This window comes from Citrifermentans bemidjiense Bem (assembly GCF_000020725.1).
GTDB lineage: Bacteria > Desulfobacterota > Desulfuromonadia > Geobacterales > Geobacteraceae > Geomonas > Geomonas bemidjiensis.
Map to the genome: position 1 here is coordinate 2,987,767 of NC_011146.1, position 17,650 is coordinate 3,005,416.

17 protein-coding genes are annotated in these 17,650 nt (G+C 58.3%); all 17 read right to left on the reverse strand.

Annotated features, from left to right (window positions below; all coding sequences use genetic code 11):
• The 17 genes from GBEM_RS12870 to GBEM_RS12950 all read right to left on the reverse strand — a co-directional run bounded on the left by GBEM_RS12870 (nt 1) and on the right by GBEM_RS12950 (nt 17,636).
• Entirely contained in the window at nt 1-927 is a 927-nt protein-coding gene (locus GBEM_RS12870) for a hypothetical protein (protein WP_012531007.1), read from the reverse strand.
• Nucleotides 911-2,254, reverse strand: a complete 1,344-nt coding sequence (locus GBEM_RS12875; protein WP_012531008.1) for a class I SAM-dependent methyltransferase — start codon at nt 2,252-2,254, stop codon at nt 911-913. The genes GBEM_RS12870 and GBEM_RS12875 overlap by 17 nt, the downstream gene beginning before the upstream one ends.
• On the reverse strand, nt 2,254-3,540 hold the full coding sequence (locus tag GBEM_RS12880; RefSeq protein ID WP_012531009.1) for an ABC transporter ATP-binding protein: 1,287 nt from the start codon (nt 3,538-3,540) through the stop codon (nt 2,254-2,256). Before GBEM_RS12880 ends, GBEM_RS12875 begins: the two co-directional genes overlap by 1 nt.
• Nucleotides 3,541-4,410, reverse strand: coding sequence for an ABC transporter permease (locus GBEM_RS12885; RefSeq protein ID WP_012531010.1), 870 nt, complete (start codon nt 4,408-4,410; stop codon nt 3,541-3,543).
• The gene (locus GBEM_RS20440; protein WP_012531011.1) at nt 4,407-5,138 is read right to left on the reverse strand and encodes a glycosyltransferase family 2 protein; all 732 of its coding nucleotides are present in this window, start codon (nt 5,136-5,138) and stop codon (nt 4,407-4,409) included. Before GBEM_RS20440 ends, GBEM_RS12885 begins: the two co-directional genes overlap by 4 nt.
• A gap of 4 nt (nt 5,139-5,142) precedes the next feature.
• Nucleotides 5,143-6,135: a glycosyltransferase family 2 protein gene (locus GBEM_RS12895; protein WP_012531012.1), complete on the reverse strand. Its 993-nt coding sequence runs from the start codon at nt 6,133-6,135 to the stop codon at nt 5,143-5,145.
• Entirely contained in the window at nt 6,132-6,974 is an 843-nt protein-coding gene (locus GBEM_RS12900) for a decaprenyl-phosphate phosphoribosyltransferase (RefSeq protein ID WP_012531013.1), read from the reverse strand. Before GBEM_RS12900 ends, GBEM_RS12895 begins: the two co-directional genes overlap by 4 nt.
• Nucleotides 6,971-8,650, reverse strand: a complete 1,680-nt coding sequence (locus tag GBEM_RS12905) for a glycosyltransferase family protein (RefSeq protein ID WP_148212915.1) — start codon at nt 8,648-8,650, stop codon at nt 6,971-6,973. The genes GBEM_RS12900 and GBEM_RS12905 overlap by 4 nt, the downstream gene beginning before the upstream one ends.
• 28 nt (nt 8,651-8,678) lie before the next feature.
• Nucleotides 8,679-9,542 carry an ABC transporter ATP-binding protein gene (locus GBEM_RS12910; protein ID WP_012531015.1) on the reverse strand — a complete coding sequence of 288 codons (864 nt, stop codon included), beginning with the start codon at nt 9,540-9,542 and terminating at the stop codon, nt 8,679-8,681.
• Nucleotides 9,543-9,551: 9 nt separating this feature from the next.
• Complete coding sequence (locus GBEM_RS12915) at nt 9,552-10,418, reverse strand: tetratricopeptide repeat protein (RefSeq protein ID WP_012531016.1); 867 nt, start codon at nt 10,416-10,418, stop codon at nt 9,552-9,554.
• A complete protein-coding gene (locus GBEM_RS12920; protein WP_012531017.1) occupies nt 10,415-11,209 on the reverse strand; it encodes an ABC transporter permease in 795 nt (264 codons plus the stop codon). Before GBEM_RS12920 ends, GBEM_RS12915 begins: the two co-directional genes overlap by 4 nt.
• A 91-nt stretch (nt 11,210-11,300) precedes the next feature.
• Nucleotides 11,301-11,711: a hypothetical protein gene (locus GBEM_RS12925; RefSeq protein WP_012531018.1), complete on the reverse strand. Its 411-nt coding sequence runs from the start codon at nt 11,709-11,711 to the stop codon at nt 11,301-11,303.
• A gap of 13 nt (nt 11,712-11,724) precedes the next feature.
• Entirely contained in the window at nt 11,725-11,955 is a 231-nt protein-coding gene (locus GBEM_RS12930) for a type IV pilin protein (protein WP_012531019.1), read from the reverse strand.
• A gap of 221 nt (nt 11,956-12,176) precedes the next feature.
• A complete protein-coding gene (locus GBEM_RS12935; protein ID WP_012531020.1) occupies nt 12,177-13,550 on the reverse strand; it encodes a sigma-54-dependent transcriptional regulator in 1,374 nt (457 codons plus the stop codon).
• Nucleotides 13,551-13,647: 97 nt separating this feature from the next.
• Complete coding sequence (locus GBEM_RS12940; protein WP_012531021.1) at nt 13,648-15,267, reverse strand: two-component system sensor histidine kinase NtrB; 1,620 nt, start codon at nt 15,265-15,267, stop codon at nt 13,648-13,650.
• A gap of 4 nt (nt 15,268-15,271) precedes the next feature.
• A complete protein-coding gene (locus GBEM_RS12945) occupies nt 15,272-16,495 on the reverse strand; it encodes a type II secretion system F family protein (RefSeq protein WP_012531022.1) in 1,224 nt (407 codons plus the stop codon).
• A 40-nt stretch (nt 16,496-16,535) separates the two neighbouring features.
• Nucleotides 16,536-17,636, reverse strand: a complete 1,101-nt coding sequence (locus tag GBEM_RS12950) for a type IV pilus twitching motility protein PilT (protein ID WP_012531023.1) — start codon at nt 17,634-17,636, stop codon at nt 16,536-16,538.
• Nucleotides 17,637-17,650 lie beyond the last annotated feature (14 nt).

A 17,650-nucleotide genomic window follows, 5' to 3' on the forward strand; every position in this document is an offset into this window, starting at 1 on the left:
TCAAAGTTCCTCTATGGTCTGCGTCGTGGTGTTGAAAACCTGCATGCCGCGAATGGATTCGACCGCGTCATGGCCCGGGATGAAGGTCAGATTCCCCTGCTCGTCCCGATGCTCGCGGAACTTGGAGGCGACGTAACCCTGCTGCGGGCTCAACGTCCTGATGGCGCCTACCTTGTCTTCTCTCACAAAGTAGGCGTTGTTGCCTGCAGAGTTGGAGCCGACAAACGCATACCCCTTGCTTTGCGCCAAGTTGCAAAGGGCAAGCAAAGAGGCCCCGGCGAAGATGCCGCTGTGATGAGAGGCGAATCTGTCGAAGCCTGGATCGTAGGGAACCGTGATGGGCCGCTCGATGCCGAAAAGGCTGTTGTATTCCATGATGACTATTAACGGATCCACAACATCGATTGCCTTCCATATCCAATAGTCGTTTCCATCTACATCTATGTGCAGCAGGCCAATCTCATCGGAGAAGCCGGCTTGAGACAACTTTCCATTGATGTTCTCTGCCGTGATAAAACAGGACTGTGCCGTGAGGTCATACTTCCAATATATGTCGTCGTTTTTGATGTAATTTACGTTGTCTTCCGAACAGTCCATGACCAAGCCGGACCAGTTGTCATTTTGCAGCAAAAACCTGGTATTTGCCTCTCTGTAATCGGAAACCCCGAACTCAATGAATTTCTTCACCCTAATATCAAGGTTGTTTATCAGGTACTGGATGATGCCGTCGTCCCCCCATTGAGAGAAAACCTTGAACTCAGCGTCGCCGAGACGTTCCAGCAGGGCCTTTCCCTTCGTTCTCTCGGCGAGCAGTTTTCCTAGCAGCAGGCGCTGGTCTTCCAGTTCCTTACGAAGGGTGCAGCCGGCGCTACAAGGTTGCGGTACCGAAAGGGTCTTGCCCAATAAGGATTTAAGCAGAGAGATCATATTCCTTCCTTGTACCGAAGTACATCATGACCCGGTTCAATCCATCAGTGGTTATTGGCTGACTCATGACAAGAACGGGAAACTTCCTGCTGAAAAATTTTGTCAGTCCTTCTATCGAATAGTCGGCTGGTATTGGTACATTCCAGCTCGCTACATGCTTATCGGCGGCGTCGACATATTCCAGGATCACTCCTTTGTCTGCATATTCCAGGCAGATGTCGCAGAAAACCTCAACCGGAATTCGTTGTCTCAGGCAGACATGGTGGACCAATCCAAGCGCCAGCACGACGTCCGATCTGAAACGCTGATAGGAGTTCCTGCCGTAAAGCCCTATGCCATAGCAGGGAGTGGGCCTTGAAAAATCAAGTAGCGCCGGCGTAATCGGGAGTTTCTGTTCCTGCGCCAGAGACAGGCAGTAATCGACACAATAAGGTTCGTAATCACAGGCAACGACAGAGGCTCCAAGCCTTGCTGCCAAAACGGAATAGTACCCCTTGTTGGCAGCGAAATCGAGTACTTTCAGCGGTCGTTCGCCCTTCAAAATGTCAAGGACAAACAGCTGCTTGGGCGAGTCGGGCGCGAGATGGTCAGATGAGGCGCCAGACTGCTGGTAATCGGCCCATACTTCCTTTCCGACGGTGACCGGTTTGTGCTTATCGAGCCAGCAGTCCAGGCGAGAGAAGAATTCTGTGGGAGCATCAAGGTACCGGCTGAGCAGGTTTAATCCACGGAAGATCGTCCTGGCCGGCAGGCGGGACTCGAAAGCGTTTATCGCGAAGCCAGCTCCATGCTGTCTGCGGTACTCGGCGGCATACCTGTGCCAGCGCGTGTGTGCAAGCCACACCGGCGCCGCGAAATACCTCCTGAATTCGTCCAACCAGCCTTGGGAGACACGACCGCTTTTTACGATCGACCCGAAGTCTATGATCACCGGTGAGCCCATCTTGAACATCACATTCCAGGGGTGTGCGTCCTTGAGCAGGAAGCCTTTTTCAGAAAGGGCCAGGCAGACCCTTACCAATGTCTTCGCCGACAGCCAGTGCATGTAGGAGGTATTTTCCGCGGGGTGGGTTTCAAAGGGGATATGCTCGTGCTCGAGAGTCAGGAAAGAGCCGGGCAAAAGCATGTCGTCAGACACCCAGGTCCGGACCAGCCCTTGGGAAAAAACCTCGTTGATCCACTCGCGCCGGAGCAGGTCACGGTATATCTCGGCATCCTCGCGGGAAAGGATGGCCCGGTATACCCTGTTGCCGTGGAAGAAGACCTTGCCAGCACGGTCCATTACCGACGTCGGCGCAAACTCAATATCCTGCGAGGTCGTCGACATCAACCAGTTACCCTCCAATCATGCCTCACCAGAAACTTTGAAAGAGCAGCGTCTCCCTCGTCGAAGGTTCTGCCCGTGTTGAAAAAATCTGAAGCAACGACATCGAAAAAGGCGGCATTGGAGAGGTAATCCTCCATCTCCCCGGAGCTGAAAAAAGCAACGTTGAGGAAAAACCTCCCCGGAACCAGGTTCATCGCCGCGGTGCTGCAGACGATTTCCCCCGTTGAGGAAAGCGACGCCGGGAGGTCCCCGGTAATTTGGGTGTCCAGCCTCGTGATGCCAACCCCGGTGCTGTCGTAAATGCCGATCACGACCCTTGGATTGCGCACATCCTTCTGACTGCGATACCTGATCCTGAATGAGATCTCGGTGCCGATGGCGAAAGTGGGGATGCCGCTCCCACTTCGGTCCTCTATAAGGAGCTGCGTCATCCTGACGCCACCTTTCCCCTTGCGGTCGCTACGCTCTTCAAGGTCGCGCGTCGCCTCCCCGGCGAACAGGCTCAGGTAGTTACTGATTCCCTGCGCCACCTCCCCCTGAAAGACCTTGGCGCCCTCCTTCAAAACAATTGCCGTACTGCAAAGGTTTGCCACTGCAGCCATGTTATGGCTGACAAACAACACGGTCCGCCCCTCTTTGCCGATGTCCTCCATCTTTCCAAGACATTTCCTTTGGAAGGCAAGGTCGCCAACCGCCAGCACTTCGTCCACCACCAGGATCTCAGGTTCCAGGTGTGCCGCCACGGCGAAAGCCAATCGTACGTACATCCCGGAGGAGTACCGCTTCACCGGCGTGTCGAGAAATTGCTCAATCTCTGCAAAGGCGACGATCTTATCCAGCTTCCCGCGAACGTCCGACTTGGTCATGCCTAGGATCGAGCCGTTCAGGAAGATGTTCTCCCTCCCCGTCAGTTCGGGGTGGAATCCGGTCCCTATTTCCAGCAGGCTCGACATGCGGCCCTTGATGCGCACCTCTCCCTTGGTCGGGACAGTCACCTGAGACATGATCTTCAGCAGGGTTGACTTGCCGGCGCCGTTTCGCCCGATGACGCCGACGATGTCTCCGCGGTTGACCTCGAAAGAAACGTCTCGAAGGGCTAGGAAGCGCTCCTGTGGGGCATGAGGAGCGCCGGAAGAAGGGCCGTCGCCGATCTTGGAATTGGGATCTTCCTTGCCACGCACCATGGCCCACCAGCTCTGCAGGTCTCGTGTGAGGGAGTGGTGGTTGGTTACGCCGAGACGGTACTCCTTCCAGAGCCCGTCCACCTGTATCACTGTATCGGCCATCTATACCGTATCCATGAAAGACTTCTCCACCTTGCTGAACAGTAGTATCCCGACCAGCAGAACACAGATCGTAGTGGCAAGACTGACAAGCCAGCTATGCACATCGATGAAACCGGTACCGAGAAAGGTATAGCGGAATATCTCGATCACTGGAGTCATGGGGTTCAACGCCAGGATCCAATGCAATTTGACCGGTATCGAGGAGGTGGAGTACACGACCGGAGTCATGAACATCCAAAGCTGCAGCCCGAAACCGACCAGGTGCGTCAGGTCGCGGTACCTGGTTGTCATCGACGACACTACGATGCCGAAACCAAGTCCCAAAAGCGCCATCTGGAAAATCAGAACTGGGAGCAGCAGCACCGATGCCCCGGGATGAATGGCCACCCCTTGGGACAGAGAACTATAGACCAAGCATGCAAGGAAGAGAAGGAATTGTATGCCGAAGGCTATGAGATTACTGATGACTACCGAAACAGGCACCGTCAGCCGAGGGAAATATACCTTTCCGAAGATGTGGGCGTTGGTGACGAAGGTGTTGGAAGTACTGCTCATGCAATCGGCGAAATACCTCCACACAATGACCCCGGAGAGGTAGAACAGAAAAGGTGGCACTCCGTCGGTGGGGAATTTGGCGACCGACCCGAATATGAAGGTGAACACGATGGTGGTGAGAAGCGGCTGCAGTATGAACCAAAGCGGTCCCAAAATGGTCTGCTTGTAGACGGACACGAAATCGCGCCAGACGAAGAGGGCAATCAGGTCCCTGTATCTCCAGATCTCGCCGGGATGGATGTCGAACCAGTCGCTGCGCGGCCGCATCACCTTGTCCCACTTGACGCCGTCTGCCTTGGTCGGTTCACCGTTCATCTGACATCCTTAAAAGATCCCTTGTGAAGTGGGCGCAGCCTCTTGAAGATGGGAAGCGACTTCATCGCCAAATACCCCGTCAGAGCCGCCAACGCCCAGAAAACCCCGAAGTTCTTGCGTATCACCCTCAGGGACTCGGTGAACCGTTGTTGATCGCTCACCCCCCCCGGGCGCGCGTGGGCCAGAAAATGCGGCGAGCGCACGAAGCATACCTTTGCCTTCAACAGTCTCTGGTTGAAATCGAAATCCGCATAGGTCCCAAAGGAGGTGTCAAACGGCGCATCTGGATGCAGTAGCCTCTTTACCAAAAGAGCCTGATGATGCAGGGAGTTGTAGAGCCTCAGGTGAAAATCCGCACGCGACCTGAAAAGGCAGCGCTCCCCCATATAGACGTCGCCGTACACTACATCCCCCTGCTCCAACTCCTCGTCCCCTGGCAGTGAAAGGACCCGGTCGCCGGCTCCCATGAAAAGAACAAAGCTTTCGTCGTCTGCAGCCTCCCACCCCTTGTTCATCGCGTGGTAGATTCCGGCATCCGGCTCGCTGACCCAGTAATGGAGCCGACCGGCGTGGCGTCGGATGATATCGACGCTGCCGTCGGTAGAAGCGCCATCGATGACGATGTACTCCAAATCCCGCTGCGTCTTCTGCTCCAGTACGCTGAGCATGGTCTCTTCAAGACACTCGGCGCCGTTACGGACCACCGTGATGACGGAGATGCGCGCCACTGGGTCAGCGCCTCGGCTCACGGGCGGACGGGAGACCGCCGGTCCCTTCTCCAAAGAGAAGCTTGTAGATCATCACAGCCCTATCGAATTTCAAGAGCAGCAGCCGCAGCAGCATCGCCCAGAGAAGCACCAGGTAGACGGTCGGAAGCGCCCTGGGGAAATAGCGCCGGGTGAATAGGATGCGGTTGCGGACGTTGAAATAGTCGCAGGTATAGCTTTTCTTCCGGGGATTGCTGCGAGTGCCGATGCTCCTTCCGACCTTGTGGTAGACAACGCTCTTCGATGCGTAGGCAAGGGTGAAACGCCTCCGGGCCCGGTTGGCCCAGTCGGCCTCCTCGAAATACAGGAAATAATCCTCGCACATAAGCCCGATTTCCGCAATAAACTCCCTCGACACCAAAAGCGACGCCCCCTCGACGTAGTTCAGGGAACGCTCGGCCGCGGCCGGGTCCGCCTTGAACCAGGGGGGGACGAAACGGCCGTAATGCCAGGGAAGCCCTACCCAACTGCAGTAATGGCCTCCGCCGTAGGCCTGCACCTTATACCTTCGGTCGTAATAGCGCACTGTGGAGCCGCACATCCCAGCCGATGGCTCTTCCTGCATGCGCCGCACCAGGGCGTCGAGCGCGTCCGGCTCCACCACGGTGTCGTTGTTCAAAAGCCAGGCGTAACCGAAGTCGTCGCGGGCCAGGGCGTAACGGAGCGCCACGTTGTTGCCGCCGGCAAAGCCCAAGTTCTCGCCGTTTCTGATCAGGACGAAGGGATAGTCCCAGGAGGGGACCCCGCCGGTCTCGGCCTCGGCGGCCGTGTATTCGGCCCACTCGATCTCCCGCTCTTCCATCCAGTCACGCAGCTTGTGCAGCGACTCGTCCTTGGAGCCATTGTCGCAGATAACGACGGTGCAGGGTGAGTAATTGAGCGACAACAGGCTCTGTACGCAATCCACCGTGTCCTGCCAGCCGTTCCAGTTGACGATGACGATATAGACCTTTTTCACCAGTAGATGCTCCATGCGACGAGCACCATCCAGACGGTGCCCACCGCGAAAAGCACGCCGTCCTTCAGCAACGATTCCGTCGGGTCGCCGCTATGCCCCGACTGGATCCGCAGTATGTAGCGCAAAAGCCCGAAGCAGCATAGCGGCACACTGTAAACCAGGGTGTGACGGTTGACCGTGTACATGGCATAGGTGACCAGCACCGCGCCTCCCGTCATGTACATGGTCCCTTCCAAAAAGCCGGGAGGGTACGCACCCAGGTTTTTGCGGTGCTGCGTGGCGTCCGCCCCCAAGAGCCGGTACTCGCATAGCCTCTTGCCCGTGCTGAGAAAAATGGAGAGGAGAAAAACGGTCAAAAATAGCCAGGGCGAGATGGTGATGCCGAAAACCACTCCGCCTGCCTGAAGCCTCAGCAGGAATCCGGCAGAGATGCAGAAGAGATCGACCACCGGATACGATTTGAGCCAGGTGGAATAAAGAAGCGTAACGATGAGATAGCACGACAAAAGCGCCAGGAAAGACCTCGACTCAAGCCCTCCCAGCGTAAGTCCGCAGGCGAGCAGGCAGGCGCAAAGAAGGCCGGCGCCGGTGACGCTCACCCTGCCCGATGGTATGGGGCGTTTCTTCTTCAGGGGGTGACAGGCGTCGCGCCGCCGGTCGAGGATGTCGTTGCAGAGGTACCCTGCGCTGGAGACCAGGCAAAAGGCGAAAAAAGGGACTATCCCCGGAGCTACGTGTCCAAGGGAGAGCAATTGCCCACCCAGAAACGGCGGGAAGAACAGCATCAGGTTCTTGAGCCACTGGGACGGGCGAAGGATGGTCAGGTAGGGCGCTGTCATTTCATGTTAACCAAACTCGACGCCTGCTTTCCGGCCGCCAAGCGGTAATGGGAGCCGGCAGGCGCCTCCGCGTATGCTTTTTGGAAGAAACCGGCGGCTTCGGGGTACGACTTGAGGGCGCGCGCCGTCTTGCCCCCTTGGTAAAGCCAGAAAGGATCAGTGGTTTTCTGGTACAGGACGAGGTAGGTATCGATGAGGTCGCGGAAAGCCAGTGCCTTCTCATCCGCGGCAAGGGAGGCCGCCCTCTTGGCGTCCGCTGCTTGCAGTATTTCGAGGAATTCGGCTGGGGCGTCTTTTTTCATACCGAAAAGGCGGAAGAAGTAGGTCCTGGCACCGGCACAGTCGCCTTTGGCCAGCATGCCGCGCATCACATTGGCCCTGATCGGCAGCGTCATCGACGGGCGCTTGTTGAGCCGGTCAGCTTTCGCGAACGCCTCGACGGCTTCGTCGCGCCTGTTGTTCTGAAGCATGAGGACGCCAAGCTCGTTGTAGATCGACCCGAAGGCCGGGGACTTGGCAGCTGCGTCCTGGTAAAAGAGGAGCTTGTCCTGCCACAAAATGTTCCGCTTAAGGGTGATCACGCCCTGCCATGACAGCAGCAGCACCAAAAACGGTGCCAGCCCGGACAGCACCTTTTGCTGCCGGGCAAAGAGCAGGCAAGCGGCGGCCAGCGACAGAAAAGCCGTCGGCAGATACATATAGCGCTCGGCGTAGGGGGTCCAGGAGATATCCCTGAGGGCAACAAAGATGGCCGGCATCGCCATCAGAGCGGCAGCTGAAAGAAATAGCGGCGCCAGTTCACGCCGTTTCAGCAGCGCGTAGAGCAAAAGCAGCCCCCCGATGGCTCCCACGACCCCATAGGCAGGCGATACGTCGGTAAGGGCGAAATTCAGGGGGAGCGGAAGCAGCAATTTCTTCAGGTAGAAACCGAAAGCAACGGCGCACTCCCTTATCAGCCGTAGCACACCGGCATCGCCCGGCGCGAGCAGCTGTGCCGCAGCCGTTGCGCGGCCGCGCAGGAAAAGCGCAACGGCTAGAAAAAGCAACCCCGACGCCATGCCGGTGCAGCTTATCGTCAACCTCTGCCGGTAGGACAAAGAGCGCGGGGAAAGGGGCCATTTAAGGATCAGCAGCACGGCCACCGGCAGGAAGGCGAGAGCCGTCTCCTTGGTGAGTACCGCGCAGATGAAGAGCACAAAGGCCCAAGCCGCATGACGCCAGTTGGATTCATCGAGCCACTTGAGCAGGAAATAGCAGCACGAAAGGACGAACAGCGCGAGCAGGGGGTCGGTGCGGCCGGCTACCCAGCCGACCGCTTCCACGTTGAGCGGGTGCAGGGCAAAGAGGAGCGAGGCGAATAGGGATACCAGCGGGCTCGACGGGGCGAATTGGGACGATACCCTCCGGGAGCAAAGGAATACCAGCACGACGTTGGCCATGTGGAGCAGGATGTTCTCCAGGTGCATGACCCTTGGCTCCATTCCCCATAAGAGGTTGTCAAGCCAGAAGGAGAACTCGATGAGCGGCCGGTAGTAGTAGCCACGGCTGGGGAGCAGCACGTGAGACAGGGACGGGGAGTTCGAGTAAAAAGAGACTATGCCGGGATCGTCAATGGTATGGAAACCGCCGAGCATCGCCGGATAGTATGCCGCCAGCACGACGGCAATAAGCAGCACGGGGTACAGCAACCGGTGCGGCTGTCTGCTACTTGGAGACCAACTCAAGGAAAAACGCCTCCATGTCCTTGCGGCGCGGTTCGATCTTCTCGATGACCTGCTTGGCGCTGACCGTCTGTTGGAGAAACGACTGCAGGGCGGCCTTCTCCACGTAGACTTCTTCGCTGTGCCCGTCAGGTGTGGTCACATAGACGGTGTACCCTTCGACGCCGCGCTGCAGGATGTTTTCCACCCTGTCGACTGCCAGCAGTTCCCCCTTGTCGATCACGGCCACACGGTCGCACACTTTTTCCACATCGTCGGTGATATGCGTGCTGAAGAAAACGCACTTCCCCCGCCTCTTCAGGTCCAGGATGATGTCCTTCACCAAGGCGCGCCCGATGGGGTCGAGACCGCTCATCGGCTCGTCCAGAATGTACACCTCGGGATCGTGGACCAGCACCTGGGCCAGGCCTACCCGTTGTACCATCCCTTTGCTGTAGCTGCGGATAAGTCGCTTGCGCGCGTCCCACAGTTCCAGAAGCTTCAACATCTCAGCGACCCGCTGCGCCAACAACGGGGCCGGCACCTGATGCACGCGCCCCACGAAACGCAGGTACTCCTCGGCGGAAAGGTAGTCGTAGAAGGCGGGGTTTTCCGGAAGGTAACCGACGACTTTTCTGGCGTCGGCTGAAGCTGTGTCCCGCCCCAGAATCTTCGCGCTGCCGGCGCTGGGGCGAATCAGCCCCATGAGGCACTTGATGGTGGTACTCTTGCCTGCACCGTTTGGTCCCAGAAACCCGAGCACCTCTCCACGCTCGATCGAAAGATGCAGCCCCTTGAGGGCTTCGACGCTTTTAAATTTTTTACCTTTGAACGTCTTAGCCAGCCCGTTAATCTCCAAAGCGTACATCAGCCATCCTCACTTGTTCTTGGTAGCAAAGGCAAACTTGCTGGTTGTGGACACCTTGCCGGCATCGTCGAAAAAGAAGCGGCCGCCGTAGGGATCGACGGGCGCCGGGGCGAGATAGCCGGACTGCACCAGTTGATTGACCGAGACCGGGCGGTTGCCGCGCTCCGCGAGAAAACGGTCTCTCGCCTGTTCAATACGCCTTACCCCTTGAAACGCCGCAAGGCGCGTCTGATAGCTCTTCTTCACGGCTTCGTTCTTGGCGGTCTTAACCATACCGGTTAGATAGGCGATGGCGAGGTCCGTGTGCCCGGATTCCTGCAAGTAGCGCCCGGCGAGGTTTATGTGCAATTGCTGCCCTGAGAGTTTTCCAGCCCTCTGGTAGAACTCGGCTGCCTTGCCGTAATCCTTCAAGAAAAACGCCGAGTTGAATCCAGCGAAAAAGGGAAGGTACCAGTCCCAGGTACGGTATTTCATCCCGTACTGCAGCATGTCGTTCGCCACCTTGATCTGTCCCGCATCCCAGGTAAGGAACCCTTGGGCGAAATAGTAGGCGTCCATATTGTAGGGATCTAGCTGAACCGCTCCGTGCAGCAGGCGCGACATCCCCTGCAGATCCGGCTGTTCGGTAACTACCGGCCCCTCATCCTGAGATCTCCCCACCACGTCGCCGAAATACATCATCACCTTGAACACCAGCGCTGCGGCCGTCAACTCTTTCTGGTCGACGCTCATCGGCTTCAGGATCTTTATGCTGGGGACGTAACCGAGCTTCTCCTCGATCGGCTTGCTGCGCATGTACGAGGTGAAGGGGACGATCAGCAGCGTGTACGAGATCAGTCCGATCAAAAGGATGATAACTGGTGCACGATAGGTCACTTCATCTCTCTCCGGTTGAAAAGAAGCGTGGCAATCCCCAGCAGGACCGCGGTGTAGGAACAAAAATAAGCAACCGTCAGACCAAGACCGGCTAGGTTCGGGGCGATGCTGTAAATGGCGTTCACATTGAGATCGAAGCCGGAAAGGTTGGGCAGGAGGTAGTAGGCGAAGGTAACCGTCGACTTCATGAGAGGGGTTACGGCCTTTATAGCGGCGGCGGAGTGGACATACTCGTATACCTGCTGGGTGATGGCGCTGGCCAAAAAGGTGCAAAGGGTGCCAAAGACCGGCAGGAAGAAGGAGGTGCTGACGGTCGAGAGCAGCAACGCGACGGCTACCAGCAGGATGTACTTAAGAGTCGCGAAACAGATCGCCAGCAGCACGTAGCCCATGACTACGGGGCGATCCGGCGGATACATTCCCGACGCAATTTTTATCACCATGCAGGAGACGCCGCCAAGGAGCGACGCGGTCAGGGCGAGAAACAGGGCGAGGCCGAAAAAGCGCCCCAGAACATACGAGGTCCTGGTGATCGGGAGGCTCAGCACGCTGAAGCTGTAGCGGCGTTCCATATCCTTCCAGATCGAGGTGGCGCCAAGAAATACCGAGAGCAGCAGCAAGATGAAACAGATCAGCGAAAGCGACAAGGTTATCGACAACTCGGTCACCTGGCGCATGGAAAGTGAAGCGGCGAAGGGAATGAAAATCAGCAGTACGGCCAGCGCCATGATTCCCTGGAACACACGATCACGCAAGATACCTTTGAGGGTGATTCCTACGACCGCAAACATAGCAACTCCATCTGTGTTTTAGGCGTTACACGAAAAAGCGGGATGTCGAGACATCCCGCTTTTTCGTGTAACAGTTTGAAAAAACTCTTTTTTAGTAGGAGGTCCAGCCTTTACCTGCGGCAAAGGTAGCGCCGGTCTCATCGTCGCTGCCGACATCGTTCGCCAGTGCCTGGCTAGCCGAAACGGAAGCAGTGATTGCGCTGGCCTGTTTCCAGAAGATGTTGGTCCTGTTGCTGGCGGTACCGAAATCCTTGGAGCCGGTAGTGTGCCTGGTGGCGATGACGTAACCGGTCGAGGTCTTGGCGGTGGTGTCAGGGGTGGAGTTGATCAGGCCCCAAACGCCAGTGGAAAACTTGATGAGCGGGGTCGGAGCTGCGCTAGCGGTGGCGGCGTCAGCGCCCCCCCTGATGGCGTAGCCGCTACCGGCGGTAACGAGGGTTCCTGCGGAAGCGGTTCCTGCAAAAGAAAGCGTAACGACCATTGCGGCCAGAATTTTCTTCATGTTATTCCTCCGATTAGTTAGTAGAAGCAACGTAAGCTGCCGGATAGGTCTGGAAATCAGCGTTGAAAGCCTCCAGGCCGGTTTTGAAGTTCTTCAGGTCGGAGTTGGAAGCAGCGTTGTACGCCTTCTCACGGTAAGCGGAGAACTGCGGGATCGCGATGGCGGCCAGGATGCCGATGATCGCAACGACGATCAGCAGCTCGATCAGGGTGAAGCCTTTGTTGCTCCTGAGTTTGTTTAACATCTGTTTCTCCTTTTTCTGTGTGGGTTGCCGACTCTAAAAGCTTAGGTAAAAACCTAGGATGCTCAAGACGCTATCTCATTAGCAATTAACAGGCCAACTCTGGAAAAACCTGTAATAACCCGAAGCGACTGGGTTATTGCCAAGAAATATTAAAACAGCGATTTTTACCAAAAGCGGCACAGCGACAATTTTGGGACCAAACAGGTGACGTTTTTCGTCACCTATTCTTCGTCCATGCCGAATTTCGCCAGGCGGTAGCGGAAGGAGCGGAAGGTCATCCCGAGAAGCGCCGCCGCCCGCTTCTTCACCCCGCCGCACTTGTCCAGCGCTTGCACCAGGAGCTTTTGCTCCAGGTTGTCCAGGTACACCTGCAGGTCCATCCCCTCGTCTGGTATCTCCGTCTCGCCGCTTGCCGGCGGCGCGCCTGTGTGCTCGCGCACGCTGGCGGGGAGGCAGTCGAGGGCGATGACGCGGCTGCCGAGCACCACGCAGCGCTCCACCAGGTTCTCGAGTTCCCTGACGTTGCCTGGGAAAGGGTAGTTGAAAAGGGCCTTCAGCGCGTCGGGGGTGATGATCTCGTCGGCGCCCGTCCAAAGGGAGTACTTCTTGTAGAAGTGCTCGACCAGGGCAGGGATGTCCTCGGCCCGCTCCTTGAGCGAAGGCATGCGCAGCATGACCACGTTGAGCCGGTAGAAGAGGTCCTCCCTGAAGCTACCCTCCCGCACCTGCTCCTCGAGGTTGCGGTTGGAGGCCGCCACGATGCGCACGTCGGCCTTCAGCGATGTCGCCCCGCCGACCCGGCGGAATTCCCGTTCCTGGAGCACTCGCAGGAGCTTGGCCTGCAACTGCAACGGCACCTCCCCGATCTCGTCCAGGAACAGCGTCCCCCCCTCGGACTGTTCGAAGAGGCCTGGGCGGTCGGCGAAGGCTCCGGTGAAGGCCCCCTTGCTGTGCCCGAAGAGCTCGCTCTCGATCAGGGTTTCGGGGATGGCGCCACAGTTGACCGCTACGAAGGGGGCCCCCTTGCGGGGACTGTTGTAATGAATGGCGCGGGCGGCGAGTTCCTTGCCGGTGCCGCTCTCGCCGGTAATGAGCACGTTGGCCATGCTGTCGGCGACCTTGGCGATCAGGTCGTACACCTCCCGCATCTGCTTGCTCTTGCCGATCAGGCCGGAAAAGCTGAAACGTTCCTGCACCTCGGCCTTCAGCCGCTTGTTCTCCTGGACCAGGCTTTGCTTTTCCAACGCGTTCCTGACCAGCACCTTCACCTCTTCCACCTTGAAGGGTTTGCCTATGTAGTCGTAGGCGCCCAGTTTCATCGCCTCGACCGCCTGTTCGGCTGTGGTGAAGGCGGTGATCATCAGTACCGCTGTCTCGGGGGACTCGCTCTTGATCCTGGAAAGGAGTTCGATCCCCCCCAATCCCGGCATTAGGACGTCGGAGATCACCATCTCGTAGCGCTGCTCCCCCATGCAGCGCAGCGCGTCCTCGGCGTTCTCCGCCTGGTCGACCAGGTACCCCTCCCCCTCCAGCAGGATGGAGAGAAACTCCCGCATGCTCAGTTCATCATCTACTACCAAAATTCTGGCGCGCATCGCGTCACCTCTCAGACAAAAAGGGTCGCCCGTTTACTGCGGCAACCAGTGGTTTCTTACCGTCACTCATATTCCGGCCTTGACCGCCCACGTCCACTCACGTCGGAAGGTAGAGGGTCACCGTGGTCCCGGCCCCTTCCGCGCTGTCAACCACCATCCGCCCTCCGTGGGTCTCCACGATGCGGTAGACGGTGGCTAGCCCGAGGCCGGTCCCTCCCTTTTTTGTGGTGAAGAAGGGCTCGAAGACCCGCTTCACATCCGCCTGTTTCATACCGGAGCCGCTGTCTCTGACGCTGATCCGGGCCTCTTCCTTCTCGCCGTTGCTGGCGGCGCAGGCGTCAATGACGATGGTCCCCTCCCCGGCGATCGCCTCGGCGCTGTTCACCACAAGGTTCCAGAAGACCTGCGAGCACTGGTCCTTGTCAAAGACCACCACCAGCTCTTCCGGCACCCGGTTCTCTATGGTTACGCCCCTAAGGCGCGGGTCGGTGGATAGAAGGGAGCAGAGATCGGCGATGACCCGGCGCAGCTTGAGGGGGATCTTGGTGGGCTGGGTTGGCTTGGCGTAGAAAAGGAAGTCGCGCAAGAGTCCGTCCAGCCGGTCGGTCTCCCTCAAGATGATGGAAAACAGGCGCTTGTCCTTCTCGTCGGCCCAGGGCCTGAGCGCGACCAACTGCACCGAGCCGCTGATGGCGGCAAGGGGATTTCTGATCTCGTGCGCCATGCGGGCGGAAAGCTCCCCGACGGCGGCGAGCCGGTCGGCTCGTTTCAGACCAGCGGCTAGGCGCTTCATCTCGGTCAGGTCGTGGAGATCGAAGATTGCCCCCACCGTAGCTCCGTCCTTGCCCGTGAGCGGAACCGACTTGAAGGAGAAGAGCAGTTCCCGTCCGTCGACCCCCTTGTGCGTGAACTCTCCCTCCCCCCCCTGAAAGAAAAGCCCGGCGAAGGGCGCTACCCCTGGCAGCACCTCGGCAAGCGGGTGGTCGTAGGCATCCTGCTGCGAGACCCCGGTCAGATGCTCGGCATATCGGTTGAAGACGCGGATCCTCCCGTCGGAGTTTATGGTGAGCAGGCCCGAATCTATGGTCGAGACGATCAAGGAGTTGAGCCGTTCCAACTCCTCGTAATCGATGGCCTTTTCTTGGAGTGCGCTCTCCGAGAGCCGGGCGCGCTCCGATAGGTGGCCGGCCAGCAAGGCGGTGAGAAAGAACGCAGCGCAGTACATGAAGATGAGGAAGAACAGGTACTGCGCGCCATACTGCTGCGCCGGGAAAGGGCTCAAGCCTAGCGGCGCCAGCTTGCCGTAGTACTGCAGGTCGAGGATGGCACCGTAAAGGATGACGCAGAGCGAGGCGGTGTAGTACGCCTGCGAGCGTGCCAGAAGCGTGCTGGCGCTGATGATCGATAAAAAATAGAGAAAGGCGTAAGGCGATGTGACCCCGCCCGAGATCAGGATCATCACCGTAACCAGGATCAGGTCCCAGACGATTTGAGCGTAAGTGAGGGTGCGGATCTGCCGGCGCGAGTAATAGAGGACCACCAACGAGCCGAGCGAGAAAAGATAGGTGGCGCCCATTAACCGGATCAGCACCTTGTGGGCGATGTTGGTACCAACGTCATAGGTACGTACGTCGAGGAAAGTGGTGGTGGCCAGGAAAATGGACACCACCAACAACCTAAGCAGTATGAACCAAAAAACCCTTTTCCTGTCGATCATCCAATCAACCGCCGCCGACCGCGCCGGCAAGCTTGAAGATCGGCAGGTACATCGCGACGACCAGGCCGCCAACCGTGGTTCCCAGGAACACCATCAACAACGGCTCCATCATGGAGGTCATGGCGCCGACCGCGTCGTCGACCTCGTCGTCGTAGAAGTCGGCGATCTTGTTGAGCATGGCGTCCATGGCGCCGGTCGCCTCGCCGACGGAGATCATCTGCACCACCATGGGAGGGAAGACGCCGCTTTCGGCCAAAGGTTCGGCGATGGTTTTCCCTTCGGAGATGGACTGGCGCACCTTGTAGATCGCCTCCTCGACGATCTTGTTGCCGGCCGTCTTGGCCACGATCTCCAGGCCGTCCATGATGGGGACGCCGGAGCTGATCATGGTCCCCAGGGTGCGGGTGAACTTAGCCACTGAGACCTTCCGGATCAGGGGGCCGGCGATGGGCGCCTGCAGCGCGAAACGGTCGATCTTCTTCCTGCCGCCGGGGGTCTGGTAGTACTTGCCGATGGCCCACTTGATGCCGAAGAGAATGGCGATAATGACCACCAGGTACTTGGTCAGGAAGTTGGACATGGCTATGACAATCTTGGTCGGCATCGGAAGCTCGCCGCCAAAGTCGGCGAACATCTTGGCAAAAGTGGGGATGACGAAGACCAGGATGACGCCGACGACGACGACCGCGATGGACATGATGGTGATCGGGTACACCATGGCACCCTTAACCTGCTTCTTCAGCTTCATCGCCTTCTCGATGTAGGCTGCGAGCCTGGCCAAGATGGTGTCGAGGATACCGCCGACCTCGCCTGCAGCTACCAGGTTGACGTAGAGCTGGTCGAAGGCCTTCGGGTGCTTCGCGAGGGCGTCGGCGAAGGTGGAGCCGCTCTCCACGCTTTCCTTCACCTTGACCAGGATCTCCTTGAAGGTCTTGTTCTCCTGCTGTCCCGACAGGATGTCCAGGCACTGCACCAGGGGGAGGCCGGAGTCGATCATGGTGGCGAACTGGCGCGTAAATACCACGAGGTCCTTGGTCTCGATCTTCTTCGCGCCGGAGCCCGGGAACTTGAGCTGCATGCTCAGCCCTTTCCCCTGTTCCTTCACCGTGATGCCGGAAAATCCGTATCTTTTAAGCTGGGACTCGACCTGGGCCGCGTTTCCGGCCTCCATCACCCCTTTCTGGGTGCTTCCGGCCTTGCTCCTTGCTTCCCAATCAAACTTAGGCATTACTTACTCCTTTGCAGCCCCGCCAAGGGACCGGCTAACCTTACCTCTGGGGGGGGCGCCTCATCTGTCCGGCACCCGCACCCGGTGCGAGCATCTGCTTCAGTTCGTCCGGCTCGGAGGAGCGCCCGAGGGCGTCTTCAACGGTTATGATGCGCTTGGCCAAAAGGTTCATCAGGCATTGATTCATGGTCTGCATACCGAACTTCTCCTGGCCGACCTGCATCTGGGAATAGATCTGGTGCACCTTGTCCTCGCGGATCAGGTTCCTGATGGCGGGATTGGGAACCATGACCTCGAGGGCGAGCGCCCTCCCCCCGCCGTTTGCTTTCGGTATCAGGGTCTGCGACATGACCCCTTCGAGCACAAAGGAGAGCTGCGTGCGCACCTGGGTCTGCTGGTAGGGAGGGAAGACGTCGATGATCCTGTTCATGGTCTGGGCGCAGGAGTTGGTGTGCAGGGTCGCGAAGCAGAGGTGGCCGGTTTCGGCGAGGGTAAGCGCTGCCTCGATGGTCTCCAGGTCGCGCAACTCCCCGATCAGCACCACGTCCGGGTCCTGGCGCAGCACGTACTTGAGCGCGTGCTTGAAACTCTTGGTGTCCGCCCCGACCTCGCGCTGGTTCACGATGCATCCCTTGTGCGGGTGCAGGTACTCGATCGGGTCCTCGACGGTCACGATGTGGTCGTGGCGCTCCAGGTTGATCCGGTCGATCATCGAGGCGAGTGTGGTGGACTTGCCGCTGCCGGTAGGGCCGGTAACGAGGATCAGGCCACGCGGCTTGTCGCAAAGCGTCCTCACTACCGGCGGAAGCCCCAGTTCCTCGAAGGTGAGGATCTTGTAGGGGATCACCCTGAAGACCCCGGCGACGGCGCCGCGCTGCACGAAGATGTTCCCCCTGAAGCGCGATAGCCCCTTGACGCCGAAGGAGAGGTCGAGCTCGTTCTCCTCCTCGAACTTATGCTTTTGCGAGTCGGTCAGGATGCTGTAGCAGAGCTGCTTGGTCTCGATGGGGGTCAGAGGCGGGATGTCCATCGGGGTAAGCTTGCCGTCGATGCGGATCTGCGGCGAGGTGTTGGTGGTTATGTGCAGGTCGGAACCGTTACGTTCCACCAGTTCCTTCAGCATTTGGTGAAAGTTGATCATGAGTACCTCGTCTC

What these genes read in the sequence shown, in the direction of transcription:
- GBEM_RS12885 (WP_012531010.1), bottom strand. Translation starts at nt 4,410, where the DNA reads ATGAACGGTGAACCGACCAAGGCAGACGGCGTCAAGTGGGACAAGGTG.
- GBEM_RS12875 (WP_012531008.1), bottom strand. Translation starts at nt 2,254, where the DNA reads ATGTCGACGACCTCGCAGGATATTGAGTTTGCGCCGACGTCGGTAATG.
- GBEM_RS12930 (WP_012531019.1), bottom strand. Translation starts at nt 11,955, where the DNA reads ATGTTAAACAAACTCAGGAGCAACAAAGGCTTCACCCTGATCGAGCTG.
- GBEM_RS12935 (WP_012531020.1), bottom strand. Translation starts at nt 13,550, where the DNA reads ATGCGCGCCAGAATTTTGGTAGTAGATGATGAACTGAGCATGCGGGAG.
- GBEM_RS12920 (WP_012531017.1), bottom strand. Translation starts at nt 11,209, where the DNA reads ATGTTTGCGGTCGTAGGAATCACCCTCAAAGGTATCTTGCGTGATCGT.
- GBEM_RS12900 (WP_012531013.1), bottom strand. Translation starts at nt 6,974, where the DNA reads ATGACAGCGCCCTACCTGACCATCCTTCGCCCGTCCCAGTGGCTCAAG.
- GBEM_RS12945 (WP_012531022.1), bottom strand. Translation starts at nt 16,495, where the DNA reads ATGCCTAAGTTTGATTGGGAAGCAAGGAGCAAGGCCGGAAGCACCCAG.
- GBEM_RS12950 (WP_012531023.1), bottom strand. Translation starts at nt 17,636, where the DNA reads ATGATCAACTTTCACCAAATGCTGAAGGAACTGGTGGAACGTAACGGT.
- GBEM_RS12925 (WP_012531018.1), bottom strand. Translation starts at nt 11,711, where the DNA reads ATGAAGAAAATTCTGGCCGCAATGGTCGTTACGCTTTCTTTTGCAGGA.
- GBEM_RS12870 (WP_012531007.1), bottom strand. Translation starts at nt 927, where the DNA reads ATGATCTCTCTGCTTAAATCCTTATTGGGCAAGACCCTTTCGGTACCG.
- GBEM_RS12880 (WP_012531009.1), bottom strand. Translation starts at nt 3,540, where the DNA reads ATGGCCGATACAGTGATACAGGTGGACGGGCTCTGGAAGGAGTACCGT.
- GBEM_RS12910 (WP_012531015.1), bottom strand. Translation starts at nt 9,542, where the DNA reads ATGTACGCTTTGGAGATTAACGGGCTGGCTAAGACGTTCAAAGGTAAA.
- GBEM_RS12940 (WP_012531021.1), bottom strand. Translation starts at nt 15,267, where the DNA reads ATGATCGACAGGAAAAGGGTTTTTTGGTTCATACTGCTTAGGTTGTTG.